This window comes from Hyphomicrobiales bacterium (assembly GCA_017642935.1).
Classification (GTDB): domain Bacteria; phylum Pseudomonadota; class Alphaproteobacteria; order Rhizobiales; family MH13; genus MH13.
This window is the reverse complement of record JAEPOK010000001.1, coordinates 247306-268071: the sequence shown is the minus strand read 5'-3', so window position 1 is coordinate 268071 and position 20766 is coordinate 247306. Positions and strand designations below refer to the sequence as shown.

Genomic DNA, 20766 nt, shown 5'->3' with positions numbered 1-20766 from the left:
CAGCCATGAGCACCAAGAAAAAGCCCTCCGGATTCGAAGAAGCCCCGCAACCCGCGTTCGACAGCGGTGAACCGGTCGACATCTTCGATCCAATGAAGATCGGCAGCAGTTTCGCCAAGGAAGTCGAGGCTGAATCCAAGAAAGTGCCAGCAAAAAAGAAGCCGACCGGCAAGAAACCGGCCAAATCCGCGCGCGGCACGTCACTCGGCGGCACCCACGATCCGAAGAAACGCGCCGCTGCCGGTCTGAACCCGGTCGCAGGCATGGATGTCTCGCTGGAGGACGCCAAGAATCTGCCAGCCAATGATGGCGTCACAGCCACCGTCAAAGCGCTGGAAGATCTGATCGAAAACGGTCACCCGGCGTTCCGCGAAGGCACCTGGACACCGCACCGCCCCGAACGCCCGGTCAAATCCGAAGGCGGCATCCCGTTCCAACTGAAGTCTGACTATGAGCCCAAGGGCGATCAGCCCACCGCCATCGCCGACCTTGTCGAAGGCATCCAAGATCAAGATCAGACCCAGGTGCTGCTCGGCGTCACCGGGTCAGGCAAGACCTACACCATGGCGCAGGTGATCCAGCGCACCCAGCGTCCGGCGGTGGTGCTGGCCCACAACAAGACGCTGGCCGCCCAACTCTATGGCGAGTTCAAGAACTTCTTCCCCGACAATGCGGTGGAGTATTTCGTCTCCTATTACGACTACTACCAGCCCGAAGCCTATGTGCCGCGCACCGACACCTTCATCGAGAAGGAAAGTTCGATCAACGAGCAGATCGACCGCATGCGCCACTCTGCAACACGGGCTTTGCTGGAGCGCGATGATGTGATCATCGTTGCCTCGGTGTCCTGCATCTACGGCATCGGCTCGGTGGAAACCTACACCGCCATGACCTTTGAGCTGGAGGTTGGCGAGCGCATCAACCAGCGCAACCTGTTGGCTGATCTGGTGGCGCTCCAGTTCAAGCGCAACGATGGCGCGTTCGCCCGCGGTACGTTCCGGGTGCGCGGCGACACGGTGGAAATCTTCCCCGCCCACTATGAGGATCGGGCCTGGCGCATCTCCATGTTCGGCGATGAGATTGAGGCAATTTCGGAGTTCGATCCGCTGACCGGCCAGAAGGCTGGCGACCTGAAAAAGGTGAAAATCTACGCCAACAGTCACCATGTGACGCCACGCCCGACGCTGAACCAGGCGATCACCAAGATCCAGGTGGAGCTGCAATCACGTCTGCAGGAGTTGAAAGGCATGGGCCGCCTGCTGGAAGCCCAGCGGCTGGAGCAGCGCTGCAACTTCGATTTAGAGATGCTGCAAGCCACGGGCAGTTGCGCGGGCATCGAAAACTATTCGCGCTATCTCTCAGGCCGCCAGCCCGGCGAGCCGCCCCCCACCCTGTTTGAATACATTCCCGACAACGCGCTGATTTTTGTCGATGAGTCCCACCAGACCATCCCGCAGATCGGTGCCATGTATCGCGGTGACTTCCGCCGCAAGGCGACGCTCGCCGAATATGGCTTCCGCCTACCCAGCTGCATGGACAACCGTCCACTGCGCTTTGAAGAGTGGGACATGATGCGCCCGCAAACCATCGCCGTGTCGGCCACCCCGGCAGCGTGGGAACTGGAGCAGGCCGGCGGCGTGTTTGCCGAACAGGTGATCCGCCCCACCGGCCTCATCGACCCGCCAGTGGATATCCGCCCGGCAACATCGCAGGTGGATGATCTGCTGGACGAGGTGAAGCACGTGGCCGCCCAGGGCTACCGCTCGCTCGTCACCGTGCTCACCAAGCGCATGGCCGAGGATCTGACGGAGTATCTGCACGAAAACGGCGTGCGCGTGCGCTACATGCACAGCGACATCGACACGGTGGAGCGTATCGAGATCATCCGCGATTTGCGGCTCGGCGCGTTCGATGTGCTGGTGGGTATTAACCTTTTGAGGGAAGGCCTCGACATCCCCGAGGTCGCGCTGGTCGCCATCTTGGACGCGGACAAGGAAGGGTTCCTGCGCTCCGAAACCTCGCTCATCCAGACCATTGGCCGTGCGGCGCGCAACGTGGATGGCCGCGTTGTGCTCTATGCCGACCGCATGACCGGCAGCATGGAGCGGGCGATTGCCGAAACCAACCGCCGCCGCGAAAAGCAGGTCGCCTACAATGAGGAGCACGGCATCACGCCGGAAAGCGTGAAGCGCGACATCGCCGACATTCTCGACAGCCCGTACGAGAAGGACCGCGTGCATGTGAAGTCCGGCATGGTGGACGAGGGCAAGCTGGTCGGCGGCAACATGAAGGTGACGCTGGAAGAGCTTGAGAAGAAGATGCGCGACGCCGCAGCGAACCTGGAGTTCGAGGAAGCGGCCCGCCTGCGCGACGAGCTCAAGCGCCTGCGCGAAACCGAACTGCTGCTCGCCGACGATGCTTTGGCCACGCAGATGCAGGTGGAGGATCGTGCCGGCGGTTACGAAGGACAGAAAAAGGGTGGCGGGGCGAAGCGACGGGCCCGCCGCCGCTGAGTGGTTGTTCCGAAGGAACAGAGCGTGCGGCAAGTGTAATAAGCGCCGCCGGTAACATTGACCGTCATGGCCGGGCCTGGCGGTCGTTCCGGAGGAACGGAGCCGGCAGGAATGACCCGGCCATCCAGCTCTATCGTCTTACACGTGGCACAAGGAAGACGCATCAAGGATGGATTCCCGCCGCAAGGGCGGGAATGACGGCGTGTTAGTACCGAACAGGCTCGCATTCTCGGCATTTGCTTTGCAAACGCCTGCCATGCCCACGCCCTTTGTTGCGCAAAAGGCTGGTTAGAGAATATCCATCGACACGCGGCAGGTGCCAGAGGAGATGCAACCGATGGCGCGCGCGGCACCGCGGCTGAGATCAAGACCGCGACCATGCACGAACGGCCCGCGATCATTGATACGCACGGTGACGGTGCGGTTGTTGGCCAGGTTGGTGACACGCACCTGGGTGCCGAAGGGCAGCGTCTTGTGGGCGGCGGTCAGACCATCGGGATTGAAGGCTTCACCGTTGGCGGTGGTGTGGCAGCACTGATACCAGCTGGCGACCGTCACAGTGTTGTTGGAGAAACCAGGTGTGGTTAGACCGACAACGGCGAACAGGCCCAGAAGGGCCGCGAGGAAAGACTTATTCATGAGGGGGGAACCTTAATCGTCTGTGCGCGAGGCTTGCGTGGAAGCGGTCGCTGTATGGGGGGATGTCATCTGCCCTTGGGTACGCTGCCCAAATCAGATGACGCGCTCAATAGCGGAGCGGCGCAGGTCTGCCCCAAATGCGGCATGAAGATGGCTTTGGACGAGGAACTCCAACGCCAGCGCGAAACGGCGTTTTGGGCGCCCGAGGATGCCCCGCCATACAGAGTGCGGGTTGAAGACAGAGCTGGCCACCAAGATTCCACGACAGTTTGGCAAAAGCACCTAGCCATCGCGGACGACCGGAAACGGGGCAAACAAGTGGAAGCACGACTGAATAAACAATGCGCACATCCTCGCTCCAAAATGATGTTGGACATTTTCGCGCCGATGAACAATATTTCAGACAAACACTCAATTACGGCGCACGATATAAGATGATCAATCAGCTAATTAAGGTAATAGCAAAAAGCAATTGCGTTGCATTTTTGGGCGCTGGTGCATCATTTGGCGCTGTATCTGTTTCTGAACAACGTCCGCCTCTCGGATCCGAACTAGCGACAGCTTTGAACCAAATTGCAAATACCGACAGTCTTGATTTGGAGAACGCGGCGCAAACGCTAATCGACGACCACATTCTACGAGAACGATTGCTGGATTATCTTCGCTCCGTTTTTTCAATCAAACACCCTGGAAAAGAGTACGAAAAGCTCATAAACCAGTCTTGGCGCAGAATTTACACGACGAATTATGACGACGCGTTATTGGTCGCGAGCTCTCGAGGCAAACCATACTCATACGCCACACCCGCTGATGCCGAATTCACACCATCTCGTGACCAGTTAATATACCTGAATGGATCGATTACTGATATCGATACACCAGGATCACTGGACACAGGCCTTGTCCTAGGTCGAAATGCATCTTTTCAAGGACCGTCCTTACCGACATTAGGGATTCAGTTTGAGCAAGATGCATCACTTGCGGATGCAATTATATTTATCGGTTACAGTCTACCTGATTTTCCCATTGAGCAAACAATAAGACGATTGTCTTTGCCAAAGGAAAAAGTTTTTTTTATCAATAAAGGGCCATTAGACTCCAATACTGCTTTCAAATTTAATCAATTGGGTCAGGTTATTGAAATTACATTTGAGGATTTTGCAAATCACTTAAGTCTTATAGGAACAAAAAATGAGGAAAAAACGGAGAACATTTCGCCCTTTAGCCGCACCATTTTTTCTCCCCCTGAAGGCAGTACATCACATATAGCACGGCAATATCTTAAATACGGAATCGTCAACCAAGAAATAGCAGAAATTTCTGCGCTTTCTGAAGCTCCATTCATGATTGAACGGGATATTCTTCCTGAAGTAACAAATGCTGATCACGACCACCGAATCACACTAATTCACGCCAAGCGTGGCAATGGAAAAACAAGCCTTCTGCATCAAGTTGCCATAAAACTCGATTCCAGCGGTGAGAAGGTATACTTTTACACCAATCTCAGCCCCCGTATTTCTGAAGACTTGGAGTTCCTCAAATCGAGGGAAGGATGGATTCTAATTGACAGCAACCAAATGGCCATGCCCGATTTTCTCAATATTCTAGAGGAAAAGGAAATAAAAACCAAAATCATCTACTTTGTTAACACGGCAGCCTATCAGTTATTAGGATTTGGAAGATCGCTAATAGACGGAAATTGCAATGTATTCGATGCAAACAAGATATCTAAGGGCGACTTGGTCGATGTTGAAGATGTCCTTTCAAGAGAGGCCTTGTGGGGAGAAATGCAAAGTGAAAGCACGAATGCCCGCCTTGATTATTTGGAAAACGGCTGCAATGCTGAATTTCTTCCGATTTCGGCTGCCATCATTCGAAATCCCGAAGCCCGACAACAAATTGCCAATGATTTTAGGTCTCTGTTCTCTAAGCCGGGCCAAGATCGCGACCTAGCTATACTTTCTTTAGTATTATCTATTTGCGACATACCTATTAAACTTGCTACAGTAGCGAACTTCAGCCGCCGTCCCGGTCAGGAGCGGCGAAGCAAACTATTTTCAGAGTACTTCACAGTTAGAAATGGGATAGTTTACGCCCCAGGGGAAGCTTTCTCGAAAGAATGCCTAATTCTGGGTAATCTTGATGACAAAGAGTTGCTGAAATTCCTGATTTCAATAGTTAAATCATCATTTAAATATAATCATCATGAATTTAAAAAAATACGTATACAGATAATGAGATTTAGTAATATTGAAAAGATATTTACCGATCTAAATAAGAAGGAACATATAATAAGACTTTACGAAGAGTATGCGCGAATTGCGGATATACGAAAAAACAGGGAATTTTGGCATCAGTTTAGCATTGCCTGCATGGCTTTCCAGGAATTTGACCTAGCTTTTGACCGGCTGAAAACTGCATTTGCGTTGGCAAAACAGACTGCTGATGACCGTGAAACTTACATGATGGACCATCATCACTCGAGGCTATTACTGGAGTCGCGGCGGTCAGATCTAGATTCTTATGATGATCAGGCGGCAGCACTTCAGACAGCCGCAGAATTGGTCGTTCGCCAGGTAACCTCGCCTTATAGATCACACGGCGAGTATCCCTATCGAGTTGTGAGGATGCTTCCAGATTACCTATTGGCTGTTAGGCATGTTTTAACCGTAGCCGATGTTCACCAGATTCAAACCGCGCTCACAGACGTTGAGCGCGCGATTGTTAGTGTGGACAAGTATGGCGATCAATCTTCCGCGTATAATGCCTTGAGGCGCGCTAGAAACGCGCTGCCCAAAGCATAACTGAGATTCTGTTCTGATTGCCGATCAACTTGCCCATTGATTTCGTCTGCCAACCTTGCACGATGAAGGCAGCCCATTAAGGCTGGATCTCAGGATCACGCACGCGTTAGACGCCTGGGGATGGCGACAGTGGATTTGGCAGATTCCGGATCGCCAAAGGCGTCCAGATTAGCATGGGGGGTCCCAAAAGCGTCTACCCCGACCCCGGCTTAGCCCGTCTGATCGTCCAGTTTGGCGTCGGGGGCGTTTTTCATCACAGACGCGATGCCGTTGTCGCAGGAGGCTTCGCTCTCATACATTTCGGACGTGCCGATCACCTGACCGTTCGACGCCTTCAAGTTGAACATCGACTTGCCGTTCTTCGACTTTTTCTTCTCGAAGCGGGCCTCGGAAGCGGCATTCTTACGCACCGATTCAATGCCGTTCATGGCGCTGGCTTTTTTCTTGTAGCCTTCGCTCGCGAGGATCACCTGGCCGTTGCCGGCTTTCAGACGGAACCGCGTTTCGCCGCGCTTATCGGTATAGACTTCAAACTTGCCAGCCATGTTCACTCCCTTTGATCTTCCGATTGGCCTCGAGAAGCCTAGGAAGGCTGGCTTTGTCGCAGGCGTCAACGCCCAAGGGGCGCCTAGCGGCAATTAGGTGAGGATAGCGCCGCAACTTATCCCCGGCCCTTGTTTTTTGGCCACACTGACCTCGCCTTCGCCCGCGGAACAGCGTGTGCACCCGTGAAACCATGTGGGGTGGAGGGCAGGTTGTGCCCGGTGGGTTAAGAGCAATGGAACGGGTCGATCCTTCGATCGGCAACGCCAACGCTCTTTGTCACACCCCGCCAGGCTCAGCACTTTATGTGGGAGCGAAAGCTCCTAGCAGCGCAGCGTCCGTCGAACCGACTAGAATCCGGGGATGCGGCGTCGTCAGTACTGCCATCAGGTGACTTCGGGAGTCACGGGGGCCGGTCAGGCAATAGCGGCGGAATAGGTGATGGCTGGGCAGACTCTCCCAGTCACATGACCGACACCTGAAGGCGGCAGGCGTCTGTGATCGGTGGCGATCCCACCGGCGCATAGTGTGCAGCACCTGCAAGCGGGGCGCGGTAAGCGTCTAGTGCTTAGACTACAGCGACCGGCGTTCTCCGCGCCCCGCTTCGGTTCCATCCTGCGGTTGGGCCGCAGGCCCAGAGCCAAAAGAGATGGCGGTTGTTCCGCAGGAACAGAGCAATGGAGAGACAACCCTGATGCCCCATTGGGCAGTCAGGTTTTTGGCGTTGGGGTGGCAGCGGACCTGCGGTTGTTCCGCAGGAACAGAGCCAAGCGAAGAGCGCCGGTTTCCCAGCGGTTGGGCATTCAGAAAGGGCTCTGGGCCTGCGGCCCAACCGCTCAGAGGGCCAGAGCGACCAAAATGCTGTTTTCCGCGCCGAGCCTCCTGTCCACGATGACGACTGGGCCAGGGCGACCCTTGACCCCTCGCCCGACAGCCGCCACGCTCCTCCTTCACCAAAAGGGAGAAAACCAATGAGCGTAGCTCGCGTCACCGAAATCATCGCCTCATCCACCGTCAGCTTCGAAGATGCCGTCCAGCAGGGCGTCGCCCGCGCTGCCAAGACGCTGAACAATGTCGAAGCTGTCTGGGTGAAGGACCAAAAGGCCACCGTGCGCGACGGAAAGATCGTCGAGTACCGCGTCGGCCTGAAAGTGACCTTCGTACTGGAGGACTAAACTCCAGAGTACGTGTCATCCCGGAAGCGAGCAGGCATGCCTGCTGCGCTATCCGGGATCGCCAAACCATGAAAGAAAGATCCCGGCTTAACCGCATAGCGTTTGGCCGGGATGACAGCAAAAGTGGCGGAAAAGTCCCCTAGCCCTCAAACCCCTGCACAATGAAAGGATTTCCTTCGCGTTCTGCGCCGAGCGTGGACCCAGGGCCGTGGCCCGGCAGAAACTGATAATCATCGCCGAGCGGCAGCACCGTCTGAAAGATGCTTTTCATCAGCGTGCCGTGATCCGAACCAGGCAGATCGGTGCGCCCGATCGAGCCTTGAAACAGCACATCGCCCATGACGATAAACTTGTGGGCGTGGTTCACGAAGATCACGTGCCCAGGCGCATGGCCCGGCGTGAACAGCACATCGAACATCAAATCGCCGACGCTCACCTGATCGCCGCCTTCAAGCCAGCGATCGATGCTGGGCACCTTGACGCCCGGCGTGCCGAACATCGCAGCCTGTGTCGCCACGCCTTGGATCAGTTGCTCATCGGCCCGGTGCGGACCAACGATCGGCACACCAAAATGCGCCGCCACATCCGCCGCGCCACCGATGTGATCGATGTGGCCGTGCGTGAGCAGCACCTGCTCCAGCGTCGCGTTGGCCTCTTCCACTGTCGCAATCAGCTTCTCCGCCTCGCCGCCTGGATCAACGATCGCCGCCTTGCGCGTCTCGGTGCAGATGAGCAGCGAACAGTTCTGCTGAAACGCCGTCACCGGCATCACGGCGACTTCCAAGGTTGGGGTTTTGGGCTGATCAGAAGATGGCTTGGTCATGGCGTCTGCCTGCCACGCGGGCTGCAGGAGCGCAACACCACTTCCAAAACGTCACGCGCCTGTGGCATGGTCGGCCAAACCAACTGGAGATTCCACGATGATCCGCGCCCTCGCCCTGGCTTTCGCAACACTGATGGCTCTGCCCGCTACGTCCGGTCTGGCCGCCGACTACGGTCAGCACCGCGCTCCAGTCTATGGCGACATTCCCGCCTGTGATGCGCGCGGCGTGCTGTCACAGGTTTCGGAGAAAGAGCGCTATCACGGTCAGCGGCCCTATCAGGAGTTGGTCGATGTCGTTCAGTTCGATCACATCCGCCAGACCCGCTACGTGACACCGGCCTATCTCGGTGCGCGCGAACGCCGTTGGTGTCAGGCCCGTGCGCATCTTGCCACCGGCCACACCCGCTCCGTCTACTATCTGATCGAGAGCCGCGCGAGCTTTGTCGGTGTGTCCTATGGCGTGGAGAGCTGCATGGCTGGCCGCGACCTCTGGAATGTCCATGGTGGTGATTGCAGCGCGCTACGCCTTTGGTAATTCGCCTCGAAGATGAACCGCCGGTTGGTCCAATGGGGCGTCATCGCGCTGGCCATTGCCATTGCGGTTGCCACCGGCTGGCAAAACGACCAGCCGCATGAAAGCGCTGACCAACCGTTTGATTTTTACGTGCTGGCGCTCTCCTGGTCGCCGGCCTATTGCGCCACCGAGGCCGGTCAGCGCTCGCCGCTGCAATGTGCGTCCGGCGCCAATTATGGCTTCGTCACCCATGGCCTCTGGCCGCAATTTGAAGATGGCTGGCCAAGCTTTTGCCAGTCGCCCCACGGCGACAGCATGCCGGACGACATCGCCAACACGCTGCTCGACATCATGCCTGACCGCGGCTTGATCGAGCACCAGTGGGACAGGCACGGCACCTGTACCGGTTTTGACCAGCAAACCTACGCCGATCTCATCCGCGATGCCGGCGACCGCATCACACTGCCGTCTCTGTTCGACGGAACAACGCCCGCGCGGCTCGATGCCGACGCCATTGAAGCGACTTTTGTGGATGCCAATTCCGGGCTTCGACGCGACGCCATTGCCATCAGCTGTCCCGGCGGTCGCTTCGCCGAAGTCCGCCTTTGCCTCGACACCACTCTAACCCCGCGCGCCTGCGCCCAAGTGGATCGCAATGGCTGCAGGCAGGCCAATTTGCCCATCGCGGCACGCTGATACCGGCAACCAATGGTCTTTTAGCCAGCTTATTTTGCAACCGATCCCATTTGAACGACACGTTTAAGGTGATGGTTACCTCAGCTGTGAGATACAGCCACTCATGGTCGAGTTCGATTCCAACGCGCTGCGACGCCCGCTGCCTGACCGCAAATTCAAGATGTTTGTGGTTGGGATCGGCCTGTCTTTTTGGCTCGCTTGGGGGATCGCCACTTTTTTCCTGATCGACGGCCACCCGCTGAAAGGTGTTGAGGCCTGTGGCCCGATTGATGGCGCCGGTATTTTCTGGGAATGCGCATCAAGTAAGCTGGATACGCTGATCGCCAGTGGCTCCAATGGTATCATTATCCTCACCATCGCGATGCCAGTGTTTGTGATGGCAGCCAACGTTGAACCGGCGGCACTGCCGCTCGCCTTACCAGGGTTGATGTTCCACATCTTTGGCTTACCAGCTGGGATGTTTGTTCTGGTGCGTTCGCTGCGTCGGATCGTCGAACAGATCAAACACTGAACCCTCTTCCCGATCGCTCAAACCGGCGCGGTTGGCTGGGCGCATAAACGCGCCAGAAGCGCCGCGCGCACCCTTCATGCCTTTTGGAAGTCGATACAAAAATGGCGGCCACCATGTGACCGCCAAACCCTATCCGCAATGGCAAGGTTGGAGCAGCTTAGCCGTTGAGACGGCCAATCACGACCTCAAAATATTCATCCATGAACCGCAGATCACGGACGGCATCGACGCTCTGAACCGCGTAAACCGCGTCCAGCGCAACCGCACGCACATCATGGTGAAAATTCACAAGTGGCACGTCGAGCGGCTCCGGACGCAGGTCTTTGAACTGGGGAGAACCCCAGGCAAAGGCAAATCCAACAAGGAGCAGAGTGCGAAACACCCAATAACCACTTTCTTTGTTGAGCAGCCTTCCAGCTACCTCTTTCCACTTGACGCTATGGGATTAGCAGCGAAGTTTGAAGACCTGTTCAATGCATTAGGTTAAGTTTTAGAGGAATTGTTTTGGCGATTTTACGTAGTGCTGCCGCCTCACCCTTTGTTCGCAAGTGCTCGATTGCCGCAATTGTGCTTGGCCTTGAGGGCGAAATTGAATCCCAACCGGCGAACACAGCCGACCCGCTGGACCCGTTGCGGCAGCAAAATCCGCTTGGCAAAATTCCAACGCTCATCCTGAAAAACGGCGAGACGCTCTACGATAGCCGTGTGATCGTTGCCTACCTGGATCAAATGGCCGGCGGCAACAAACTCTACCCTGTCGATCCCGAACAGCGCATCGCAGCCATGCGGCTCGAGGCGCTCGCAGACGGCATCATGGATGCCGCCATTCTGCAGGTTTATGAAAAGCGCTATCGCGAAGAACATGAACGCAGCCACAGCTGGGTGGAGCGCCAAAGCGAACGCGTTGCCGCGGCTCTTAGCCATTTGGAAGCCAAGCCGCCGCAGACAACCGGCGCTCCGACGGTGGGCACAATCGCATTGGCCTGCGCGCTTGGTTACCTTGATCTTCGCTTTGAAGGCGCATGGCGGCGCAACTACCCCGCGCTTGTTGCCTGGCTGGAGGCCTTCCGGGCAACGGTTCCGGCCTATGACGCGACCGCGCCAGCATCTTAACGACTGAAGACAGGCAAAAAACCTTGGCTTCGGGCCACTTAACGGTACCTTGAGCCCTTGTTTTTTCCGGCACGCTCCACACATGCAGACTTCTTTCTCTGCCCAGCGCGGCGCGCCCCTTCACATTGCTTGATCGCTCGGACCGCCCTCATTGCTTGATTACTTGATCTTGGCTCTCGGCCTTGCCGGGCTTGTCATTGCGGGCGACGCTCTGGTGCGTGGAGCGGTTGGGTTGGCCGAGCGGTTCGGCATACCTCCCCTGATCATCGGCCTGACCATCGTTGCACTCGGCACAAGCGCGCCGGAGCTGATGGTGTCGATCCAAGCTGCTTTTGATGGTGTGGCCGACATCGCGGTCGGCAATATTGTTGGTTCCAACATCGCCAATGTTCTGCTTGTGCTGGGCGTTCCGGCTTTGATTGCCGCAACCCCTTGCGACCAGACCGGGCTAAAGCGCTCAACCGTTTTCATGATGGGCGCATCGCTGTTGTTCGCCGTTTTTGCGTTATCCGGCCAACTCGTCTTCTGGCACGGCCTTGTTTTCTTGGCGCTTCTGGCGGTGTTTCTGGTTGGCTCTTATTTGTCGGCGCGCAAGGCCGGAGCCTCCGGCGATGTCAGCGAACTGGAGACCATCGACGGCGTCGAAGGCGTACCGCATTCCCTTTGGCTCGCGCTGCTTTTCTTCGCGATCGGCATCGTTGGTTTGCCCCTCGCAGCCGACGCAACCGTCGATTCAGCCTCCTCCATCGCCCGCTCATTGGGCGTGCCGGAGGTCATCATTGGCCTGACCATCATCGCCATCGGCACATCGCTGCCGGAGCTTGTGACCACCGTCGTTGCCGCGCTGAAAGGCCAGGCTGATGTTGGCGTTGGCAACGTGATCGGCTCCAACGTCTTCAACATCTTGTTCATTTTGGGTGCGACCGCCAGCATCACGACCGTGCCGATCGCCGAGCAGATATTGCGGTTCGACATTTGGGTGATGCTGGCAAGTTCGGCGCTCTTGCTGCCGCTGGTTCTGATGAAAATGACCATTGGACGGAAGATCGGCCTCGCCTTTTTAGCGCTCTACGCCATCTATCTGGGCCTGCTGATCGCGAAGGCTATCGGCGGATAGTTTTCCTTTCAAAAGGCCGGCCATGCCCTCCGCTTTCACCAACCTACCCCCAATGCTGATCACCGGTGCGGCGAACCGCATCGGCAAAGCCATGGCGAGCCAGCTTGCCGCTTCCGGTACACCAGTTTGCATCCACTACAGAAGCTCAGAAGACGCGGCCCACCAGGCTGTAGCCAGCATCAAAAAAGCAGGTGGCACGGCGGCGGCCGTTCAGGCTGATCTGTTGAATGATGATGATCTCATTGGTCTCGTCGGAAAAGCGTCAGACGCCCTGGGCGCGCCTCTTGGCTGCTTGGTCAACAACGCTTCAATGTTTAAATCCGATGAGGTTGGCGACCTTGGCCCCGATCTCTTCAAAGCCCATTTCGGCGTTCATGCGACCGCGCCTGCCCTGCTGGCAGACCAGTTCGTGAAGCAACTGCCGCAAGGCTCAGATGGCCTGATCGTCAACATCATCGACCAGCGCGTTTGGAAGCTGACGCCCAACTTCGTCTCGTACACAGCCTCGAAGGTCGCTCTATGGGGCCTCACCCAGACGCTAGCACAGGCCTTTGCCGCTACCACCGAAGGCCGCGTGCGCGTCAACGCAATTGGGCCAGGACCGACGCTGTCCAATGAGCGCCAGGAGGACGACGACTTCAAAAAGCAGGTGGCGGGTGTACCCCTGAAACGCAGCCCCGATCTTGATGCCTTTGCGCAGACCATTACCTATCTCTGGCGGATGAAGGCAGTGACCGGCCAAATGATCGCCCTTGATGGAGGCCAGCATCTGGCCTGGGAAACGCCCGATGTCGCGGGCATCAACGAGTAGCAAGCCTACTGCCCCATCTGGCAGGAGAGGCAGGCAGCGCCGACGGTGGCCGATCTGGCTTCGACTGCCATTTCCCGACACAATGGAACCCATGGACCAAAGCGATTCCAAACTTGCTGAACCCAAGCTGCGCGATGCGACAGGCCCCGGCCAGTTGGCAAGCGAAGTCTGGGTTGGCCAAGAGGCTTTGAGCGAAGCCAGCCCTGACACGGACGGCCGCCCGGAATCCGGCTTTGATGTGATCGCCGCCTTTGTCAAAAAGCTGCCGAACACGCCTGGCGTTTATCGCATGCTCAATGACAAGGGCGATGTTCTCTATGTCGGCAAGGCCGCCAAACTCAAAGCCCGTGTGACCAGCTACACACGGCCTACGGGCCTTTCCAATCGTATTGTCCGCATGATCACGCAGACGGCGGCGATGGAGTTCGTTTCCACGCGCACCGAAACCGAAGCGCTGCTGCTTGAGGCCAACTTGATCAAGCGGCTGCGCCCGCGCTTCAACGTGCTGCTGCGCGACGATAAGAGCTTTCCCTATATCCTGATGGCTGAACAACATGAGGCAGCGCAGCTGGTCAAGCACCGTGGCGCCCGCAACAGCCAGGGCAGCTATTTCGGGCCTTTCGCCTCTGCCGGAGCGGTGGGACGGACGATCAACGCGCTGCAAAAGGCGTTCTTGATCCGCACCTGCTCCGACAGCGTTTATGAAAGCCGCACGCGGCCCTGCCTGCTCTATCAAATCAAACGCTGTTCAGCGCCCTGCACCGGAGAGATCAGCCTTGAGGACTACAATGGGCTAGTCGACGATGCGAAGGCGTTTCTGTCCGGAAAATCGAAACAGGTGAAGGCCGATCTGGCCAAACAGATGGAGCATGCCTCTGAGGATTTGGATTTCGAGCGCGCTGCCGTCTACCGCGACCGGATTTCCGCGCTCAGCCAAATTCAGAGCCATCAGGGCATTAACCCGCGCAATGTCGAAGAGGCTGACGTGTTTGCGTTGCATGCCGAGGGCGGGCAGTTCTGCGTGCAAGTGTTCTTCTTCCGCACCGGGCAGAACTGGGGCAACCACGCCTATTTTCCCAAGGCCGACAAATCGGTGGAGCCTGAAGAGGTGCTGCAAAGCTTCCTCTCGCAGTTCTACGACAACAAGCCGATCCCCAAGCTGATCCTGACCTCGCACAAACTGCCCGAAGCCGATCTGATGGCCGATGCCTTCAGTCAGCACGCGGCGCGCAGAATAGAGATCAGCAAACCGCAACGCGGCGAAAAGCGCGACCTGGTGAACCATGCCATCACCAATGCCCGCGAGGCGCTGGCCCGCAAACTCGCCGACAGCGCAAGCCAAACCAAGCTTCTTAATGGCCTGGCCGAAGCGTTGAACCTCGACGCCTCGCCGCGCCGTATCGAGGTCTATGACAATTCCCACATCATGGGCACCAATGCCGTGGGTGGCATGATTGTCGCCGGGCCGGACGGCTTTGTGAAAAACCAGTACCGCAAGTTCAACATCAAGGATTCCACCCTCACGCCGGGCGATGATTTTGGCATGATGCGCGAAGTTCTCACCCGCCGTTTCTCTCGGCTGGTGAAGGAAAATGGAGATGCGGAGCCGACTGACTCTGACGCTTTTCCTGCCTGGCCGGACCTGGTGATCATCGATGGCGGCAAGGGCCAGATGTCAGCCTCAAAGGCTGTTCTGGACGATCTGGGCATCACCGACCGTGTCCAAATGATCGGCGTGTCCAAAGGCCCGGACCGCGATGCCGGCCGCGAGACGCTGCATCCGATGGAGGGTGAGCCCTTCATGCTGCAGCCGCGCGATCCGGTGCTCTATTTCATCCAGCGCCTGCGTGACGAGGCGCACCGGTTCGCCATCGGCACCCACCGGGCCAAGCGATCAGCGCAAATGCGCGAAAATCCACTCGATGAGGTCGGCGGCATCGGCCCGACGCGCAAGCGCGCTTTGCTCAACGCTTTCGGCTCTGTCAAAGGCATCAAACGCGCTGGATTGTCCGATCTGGAACAGGTTCCAGGTATCAGTCAGACTCTAGCACGGACGATCTACGATCATTTCCGCGAAAGCGGGTGACATTTTCAGGGCGCGCTGCTTGATTGACGTCGCCACCGCCAGCGTGGTGAAACCAAGCAACCCAAACGCCAGCGTGAGACGTTTCATGGCCTCGGCCCATAGCACTGTCTACTCCGTGCCGAACCTTTTGACCTACGGGCGGATTGCGGCCATCCCGGCCATCGTCGCCTGCCTTTATTCCTCGCAGCCGCTCTGGCTCTGGATAGCGCTTGTGATCTTTATCGTGGCCGCCATCACCGATTATCTCGACGGCTATCTGGCGCGGGCTTGGTCGCAGCAATCAAGCCTCGGCAAGATGCTTGATCCGATTGCCGACAAGCTGTTGGTTGGCGCGGTGCTCATTATGCTGGCCGCCAATGGCACGATTACCGGACTGGCGCTTATCCCGGCGATTATCATCTTAAGCCGGGAAATCCTGGTATCGGGCCTGCGCGAATATCTTGGTCAGATGAACCTGTCGGTGCCAGTCTCCAACCTCGCCAAATGGAAAACCGCCGTGCAGTTGGTGGCGCTGGCCGTGCTCGTGACAGGCCCCGCCGGCGACGCGTTGATCCCCGGGATGACGCTGGCCGGCATCGTGCTTTTGTGGGCGGCGGCGCTTCTGACGGTCTGGACGGGGTACGATTATGTGCGCGCCGGGATCGGCCATCTCGTAGCCGCCGATCAGGCTTAGCGTCATGAAGCTGCTCTACTTTGCCTGGGTGCGCGAACGCATCGGAACCGACAACGAGACCCGCGACATCCCCGCCGATGTGACAACGGCCGGTGCACTGAAAGCCTGGCTGGCCGGCATCGACGAAGGCTATGCCTACGCCTTTGAAGACCAAGCGATCATCCGCGTGGCGCTCGACAAAACGCTGGTCGATGACGACGCGGCGCTCGGTGGTGCCCAGGAGGCGGCGTTTTTTCCGCCTATGACCGGCGGCTGAGCGCCATGGAACCCAATGTGAAGATCAAGGTTCAGGCTGAACTGTTTGACGCTGGCGCCGAAATCGCCGCTTTGCACGCGGGTAATCCAGCCATAGGCGCGGTTGCCAGTTTCACCGGCTATTGCCGCGATGAAGGTGGGCAACTTGAAGCGTTGGAGCTGGAGCATTTTCCCGGCATGGCCGAAAGCCAGCTAACAGGAATTGCCGAAGAGGCGCGCTCACGCTGGCCGCTGCACGGCATTACCATCATCCATCGGTTCGGCAGATTGGCGCCAGGCGATCCCATCGTGCTGGTGGTCACAGCATCGTCGCATCGCCGGGCAGCCTTCGAAGCCGCCGACTTCCTGATGGACTATCTAAAGACCAAGGCGCCATTCTGGAAAAAAGAACACCCAGCGAACCCTGAACAAGAGGGCCGCTGGGTGGAAGCCAAGGCATCGGACGATGCCGATGCCGATCGCTGGTAACGCGGTCGCTTAGGCCGCGGCTTTGGCGGCCTTTGGCTGAACGGCCTCGGCATAATCCGCCATCATCGCCTGACAAATCGCGCCGGGCGTGAAGGTGAACGGACCGATCTCCGAGACCGGCGTCACCTCGGCAGCCGTACCCGTGACAAAGCACTCGCTGAACGAGGCCAACTCATGGGGCAGGATGCGGCGCTCGACAATCTCAATGCCCCGCGCCTGCGCCAGCTTCATGACCGTGCGGCGCGTGATGCCATCCAAGAATCGATCGGCAAGCGGCGTGTGCAGGACACCATCCTGGACAAAAAACACGTTCGCACCCGTCGCCTCCGCAACATAACCTTCCCAATCGTACATCAACGCGTCCGCATAGCCTTTGGCTTCAGCGGCGTGCTTGGACAAAGTGCAGATCATGTAAAGACCGGCAGCCTTGGCGTGCGACGGCGCGGTGCGCGGATCCGGGCGTCGGTATTTGGCGATATCCAGGCGAATGCCCTTCATCTTTTCTTCCGGCGCAAAATAGCTCGGCCATTCCCATGCGGCGATCGCAACATTGATGCGGTTGGCTTGCGCCGAAACGCCCATCATTTCCGAACCGCGCCAGGCAATCGGGCGCACATAGGCATCGACAAAACCGTTGCGCTTGATCACCTCTTCGCAGGCCGTGTTCAATTCTTCCACGCTGTAGGGCATGACCATGTCGAGGATTTCGGCCGACGTATGCAGCCGCTCATGGTGGGCTGTCTGTTCAAACACAACGCCGCCATAGGCACGCTGGCCTTCAAACACCGCCGAACCATAGTGCAGACCGTGAGTGAGCACGTGGACCTTGGCTTCATCCCATTCGACAAACTCACCGTTCATCCAGATAAGTCCGGACAACTGATCGAAGGGCACACCGGCCATGGTCTTCACTCCCAAATGAAAAACGTTTTGTGTTAAGCACTTGGCTCGGGCATCTCTGCTTACTTGAAAAGCCCGATCCATTCTTTGATCGTTGGGCAGGCGCGCCGATTCCTTTCGGCCAAATGCGAATGCCTAACGATGCGGCACTGAAAGCAAGAAATGAAAACGGCAACGCATCACGAGGACCTTTTCTTTCGCCAACAGAGGCGGCGGTGTAACAACCTTGCCGAAATATGTCAACATGGCTGACATATCTTTCCAACCCGAGCCGCATCGCGATCAGGACAATGATCCCGAAACGCTGGCGATCATTGAGCATCTTTTCTTTGCCTACCGGGACTTTGTCGGCGAACCGGATGCGATTCTGGCTGAACTCGGCTTTGGTCGCGCCCATCACCGTGTCTTGCACTTTGTCCATCGCAACCCCGGCATGACGGTCGCGGTGCTGTTGGAGATCTTGCAAATCACCAAACAGAGCCTGGCGCGCGTGCTCAAAAACCTGATCGAGACCGGCTACATCACCCAGGAAACAGGACCGGATGATCGCCGTCAGCGGCTGCTCTACACGACGGAAAAAGGCGCTGTGCTGGCAGAAAAGCTGATCGCCATACAATCGTCACGGATCGAAGGCGCATTGCAGGCGCTCCCAGCGGGCGGCCGGAGCGATGTGCGCGATTTTCTGCGCGCGCTGATGAATGATCCGGTCACGCCGTTGGAAAGCTTGAACACCGCTGGCAAACCGGGCGATCGCGGCTAGACCGCAGGACCTGGCACGCCGAACAAGGATGTCCGCTATGCCGTCTGCCGCCGCTTCCCTGTCGATTCCCGCCGACACAGCCGCCCACATTCTGATCGTTGATGATGACGCACGCATCGGCGACCTTTTGAAACGCTATCTCGGCGACAATGGCTATCGCGTCACGGTCAGCAAATCAGCTGAAGACGCACGGCGCGCGGCTTCAGGCCTGTCCTTCGATCTGATGGTGCTGGATGTCATGATGCCCGGCGAAAGCGGCTTGGACTATCTTGCCGAGCTGCGCAAAACATCCGCCATCCCGGTGATCATGTTGACAGCACGCGGCGACGCCGGTGATCGCATTGCTGGGCTTGAAACCGGGGCCAACGATTATCTTGGCAAGCCGTTTGAGCCACGCGAACTGCTCTTGCGCATCGACAACATCTTGCGCGCCAGCCAGCAAACGCGCAGCGGCAGCGCCGATGCGGTGGATTTTGGCCGCTTCCGGTTTGCACTTTCCAAACGAGAGCTCACCAAGGATGGCGAGATCGTTCGGCTAACCGAGCGTGAGCGCGAGATTTTGGCCATGCTTGCGGCCCGCCCGAATGCGACGGTCTCGCGTCTTGACTTGCTCGGCGATGATCCCAACAAGACCGATCGGGCCATCGATGTTCAGATGACGCGTTTGCGCCGAAAGATCGAAGAAAACCCCGCTGCACCGGCCCATCTTCAAACCGTGCGCGGCGTGGGGTATCGTCTGATCAGCGACTAGCACCACCGCACCGTCTGTAAGGATCGCCGCCCGCCAATGGCCGACTGGCAAGAAACCAATTCTGACGCCATTGGCCTTGCCGATGCAGATGGCCGCCCGCGACAAGGGTTGGGCGGCCTATGGCGCCGGGTGTCGAGACATTGGTGGAGCGGCACGCGCAGAGCGACGCCATCAGGTGACAGCGCACACGATGAAGCGCCAGGCATCAAGCGCAGTGCATGGGGAGCCATCTTTGCGCCGGTGGGCTCCATGTTCCGCGGCTTGCGCTGGGGATTACGCAAGCTTGGCCAAGTCGCCAAGCCGATCCTGCCTCAGGGACTCTATGCCCGCTCCCTGCTGATCATCATCACGCCTGTGGTGATCCTGCAATCGGTGGTCGCCTTTGTCTTCATGGAACGCCACTGGGAACTGGTGACCGAGCGTTTGTCGCAAGCGGTGACGCGCGATATCGCCGCCGTCATCGAGATGGTCGAGACCTTTCCCGAGAACGAGGCCGACCAAACCGAAGTCATCCGGATCGCCCGCGACGCCCTCGACCTCAACGTCGCGTTCCTGCCCGACACCGCCCTGCCGACGGCGTTGCCCAAGCCATTCTTCGACTTGCTCGACCGCACGCTTAGCCAAGAGATTTCGCGGCGCATTCAACGGCCCTTTTGGATCGACACCGTCGGTCGCTCCAACCTGGTTGAGGTGCGGGTCAAACTCGATGACGGCCAGGTTTTGCGGGTCTTTGCCAGGCGCAACCAAACCTACGCCTCCAACTCCCATATCTTTCTGGTGTGGATGACCGGCGCATCGCTTGTGCTGTTGATTGTGGCCGTCCTCTTTCTACGCAATCAGATCCGGCCGGTCCTGCGCCTTGCCGACGCCGCCGACCGCTTTGGCCGTGGCCAGGAAGTAGACGAGGAAATGAACTTGCGCGGTGCGCGCGAGATCCGCCGCGCGACTATCGCGTTTTGGCGCATGCGCGAGCGTATTGAGCGCCATGTCGACCAGCGCACGGCAATGCTGTCAGGCGTGAGTCACGATCTGCGCACGATTCTAACCCGTTTCAAACTGGAACTGGCACTGCTTGGTGATGAAAAAGCCGCGCAGGAAATGGGCCGTGATGTCGATGAAATGCAGGCGATGCTGGAAGGCTATCTGGCCTTCGCGCGCGGCGATGATGGCGAGGTCAGCGCGCCCTGCAATGTCGAAGAGCTGCTCGCGGATATCGCCCAAACCGCAAGCACCAACGAACACACCGTCGAGGTACGTTTCGACGGCGCGCCGACCGCGTCGGTCAAACCGCTTGCCTTTAAGCGGCTGGTGACCAATCTCGTCACCAATGCCCAACGCCACGCAGACAATGTCGCCCTACGCGGCGAACGCACCGCCGATCAACTGATCGTCACTGTCGATGATGACGGCCCAGGCATTCCCAGCGAAAAGCGCGAGGACGTCTTCCGTCCGTTCTTCCGACTCGATGAGGCACGCAATTTGGATGAAAGCGGCACAGGCCTTGGCTTGGCGATCGCCCGCGACATCGCGCGTGCCCATGGCGGTGACATCACGCTGGGTGACAGTCCGCTTGGCGGATTGCAGGCCAAGATCACAATCCCGGCCTAGCGTCGA

General features: G+C 58.0%; 21 protein-coding genes. 17 read left to right on the top strand and 4 right to left on the bottom strand.

Features of this window, described 5'->3' with window-relative positions; translation table 11 throughout:
• The first annotated feature begins 5 nt into the window (after positions 1 to 5).
• Entirely contained in the window at positions 6 to 2513 is a 2508-nt protein-coding gene (gene uvrB / locus JJ917_01280) for an excinuclease ABC subunit UvrB (GenBank protein MBO6697441.1), read from the top strand.
• A 288-nt stretch (positions 2514 to 2801) separates the two neighbouring features.
• On the opposite strand, the gene JJ917_01275 is transcribed toward uvrB, so the two are convergent.
• Complete coding sequence (locus JJ917_01275) at positions 2802 to 3152, bottom strand: septal ring lytic transglycosylase RlpA family protein (GenBank protein ID MBO6697440.1); 351 nt, start codon at positions 3150 to 3152, stop codon at positions 2802 to 2804.
• Between the two features lie 341 nt (positions 3153 to 3493).
• On the opposite strand from JJ917_01275, the gene JJ917_01270 reads away from it, so the two are divergent.
• Positions 3494 to 5956, top strand: coding sequence for an SIR2 family protein (locus JJ917_01270; GenBank protein MBO6697439.1), 2463 nt, complete (start codon positions 3494 to 3496; stop codon positions 5954 to 5956).
• Positions 5957 to 6165: 209 nt separating this feature from the next.
• On the opposite strand, the gene JJ917_01265 is transcribed toward JJ917_01270, so the two are convergent.
• Entirely contained in the window at positions 6166 to 6501 is a 336-nt protein-coding gene (locus JJ917_01265) for a YegP family protein (GenBank protein ID MBO6697438.1), read from the bottom strand.
• 969 nt (positions 6502 to 7470) lie between these two features.
• On the opposite strand from JJ917_01265, the gene JJ917_01260 reads away from it, so the two are divergent.
• Positions 7471 to 7674 carry a dodecin domain-containing protein gene (locus JJ917_01260; GenBank protein MBO6697437.1) on the top strand — a complete coding sequence of 68 codons (204 nt, stop codon included), beginning with the start codon at positions 7471 to 7473 and terminating at the stop codon, positions 7672 to 7674.
• Between the two features lie 139 nt (positions 7675 to 7813).
• On the opposite strand, the gene JJ917_01255 is transcribed toward JJ917_01260, so the two are convergent.
• Positions 7814 to 8458 (bottom strand): MBL fold metallo-hydrolase, encoded by a 645-nt coding sequence (locus JJ917_01255; GenBank protein ID MBO6697436.1) that lies wholly within the window; start codon positions 8456 to 8458, stop codon positions 7814 to 7816.
• A gap of 136 nt (positions 8459 to 8594) precedes the next feature.
• Here JJ917_01255 and JJ917_01250 point away from each other — a divergent pair, with 136 nt between their 5' ends.
• From JJ917_01250 to JJ917_01200, 11 genes are all read left to right on the top strand, one after another.
• Positions 8595 to 9032, top strand: coding sequence for a hypothetical protein (locus JJ917_01250; GenBank protein ID MBO6697435.1), 438 nt, complete (start codon positions 8595 to 8597; stop codon positions 9030 to 9032).
• Positions 9033 to 9044: 12 nt separating this feature from the next.
• The gene (locus JJ917_01245) at positions 9045 to 9707 is read left to right on the top strand and encodes a ribonuclease (GenBank protein MBO6697434.1); all 663 of its coding nucleotides are present in this window, start codon (positions 9045 to 9047) and stop codon (positions 9705 to 9707) included.
• A 103-nt stretch (positions 9708 to 9810) separates the two neighbouring features.
• The gene (locus JJ917_01240; protein MBO6697433.1) at positions 9811 to 10218 is read left to right on the top strand and encodes a hypothetical protein; all 408 of its coding nucleotides are present in this window, start codon (positions 9811 to 9813) and stop codon (positions 10216 to 10218) included.
• Positions 10219 to 10333: 115 nt separating this feature from the next.
• A complete protein-coding gene (locus JJ917_01235; GenBank protein MBO6697432.1) occupies positions 10334 to 10705 on the top strand; it encodes a hypothetical protein in 372 nt (123 codons plus the stop codon).
• Between the two features lie 17 nt (positions 10706 to 10722).
• Positions 10723 to 11331, top strand: a complete 609-nt coding sequence (locus JJ917_01230; protein ID MBO6697431.1) for a glutathione S-transferase family protein — start codon at positions 10723 to 10725, stop codon at positions 11329 to 11331.
• A 151-nt stretch (positions 11332 to 11482) separates the two neighbouring features.
• Positions 11483 to 12448, top strand: coding sequence for a calcium/sodium antiporter (locus tag JJ917_01225; protein MBO6697430.1), 966 nt, complete (start codon positions 11483 to 11485; stop codon positions 12446 to 12448).
• A 22-nt stretch (positions 12449 to 12470) separates the two neighbouring features.
• The gene (locus JJ917_01220; GenBank protein ID MBO6697429.1) at positions 12471 to 13259 is read left to right on the top strand and encodes an SDR family oxidoreductase; all 789 of its coding nucleotides are present in this window, start codon (positions 12471 to 12473) and stop codon (positions 13257 to 13259) included.
• Between the two features lie 82 nt (positions 13260 to 13341).
• Complete coding sequence (uvrC, locus tag JJ917_01215; GenBank protein ID MBO6697428.1) at positions 13342 to 15345, top strand: excinuclease ABC subunit UvrC; 2004 nt, start codon at positions 13342 to 13344, stop codon at positions 15343 to 15345.
• A gap of 85 nt (positions 15346 to 15430) precedes the next feature.
• A complete protein-coding gene (gene pgsA, locus JJ917_01210; protein MBO6697427.1) occupies positions 15431 to 16018 on the top strand; it encodes a CDP-diacylglycerol--glycerol-3-phosphate 3-phosphatidyltransferase in 588 nt (195 codons plus the stop codon).
• Between the two features lie 4 nt (positions 16019 to 16022).
• The gene (gene moaD / locus JJ917_01205) at positions 16023 to 16274 is read left to right on the top strand and encodes a molybdopterin converting factor subunit 1 (GenBank protein ID MBO6697426.1); all 252 of its coding nucleotides are present in this window, start codon (positions 16023 to 16025) and stop codon (positions 16272 to 16274) included.
• Between the two features lie 5 nt (positions 16275 to 16279).
• A complete protein-coding gene (locus JJ917_01200; protein MBO6697425.1) occupies positions 16280 to 16741 on the top strand; it encodes a molybdenum cofactor biosynthesis protein MoaE in 462 nt (153 codons plus the stop codon).
• 9 nt (positions 16742 to 16750) lie between these two features.
• On the opposite strand, the gene JJ917_01195 is transcribed toward JJ917_01200, so the two are convergent.
• Positions 16751 to 17644, bottom strand: coding sequence for a branched-chain amino acid aminotransferase (locus JJ917_01195; protein MBO6697424.1), 894 nt, complete (start codon positions 17642 to 17644; stop codon positions 16751 to 16753).
• 241 nt (positions 17645 to 17885) lie between these two features.
• On the opposite strand from JJ917_01195, the gene JJ917_01190 reads away from it, so the two are divergent.
• The 3 genes from JJ917_01190 (at position 17886) to JJ917_01180 (ending at position 20760) form a co-directional block, all read left to right on the top strand.
• A complete protein-coding gene (locus JJ917_01190) occupies positions 17886 to 18401 on the top strand; it encodes a winged helix-turn-helix transcriptional regulator (protein ID MBO6697423.1) in 516 nt (171 codons plus the stop codon).
• 37 nt (positions 18402 to 18438) lie between these two features.
• Positions 18439 to 19152: a response regulator transcription factor gene (locus JJ917_01185; GenBank protein ID MBO6697422.1), complete on the top strand. Its 714-nt coding sequence runs from the start codon at positions 18439 to 18441 to the stop codon at positions 19150 to 19152.
• A 249-nt stretch (positions 19153 to 19401) separates the two neighbouring features.
• On the top strand, positions 19402 to 20760 hold the full coding sequence (locus JJ917_01180; protein MBO6697421.1) for a two-component sensor histidine kinase: 1359 nt from the start codon (positions 19402 to 19404) through the stop codon (positions 20758 to 20760).
• The last annotated feature ends 6 nt before the right edge of the window (positions 20761 to 20766 follow it).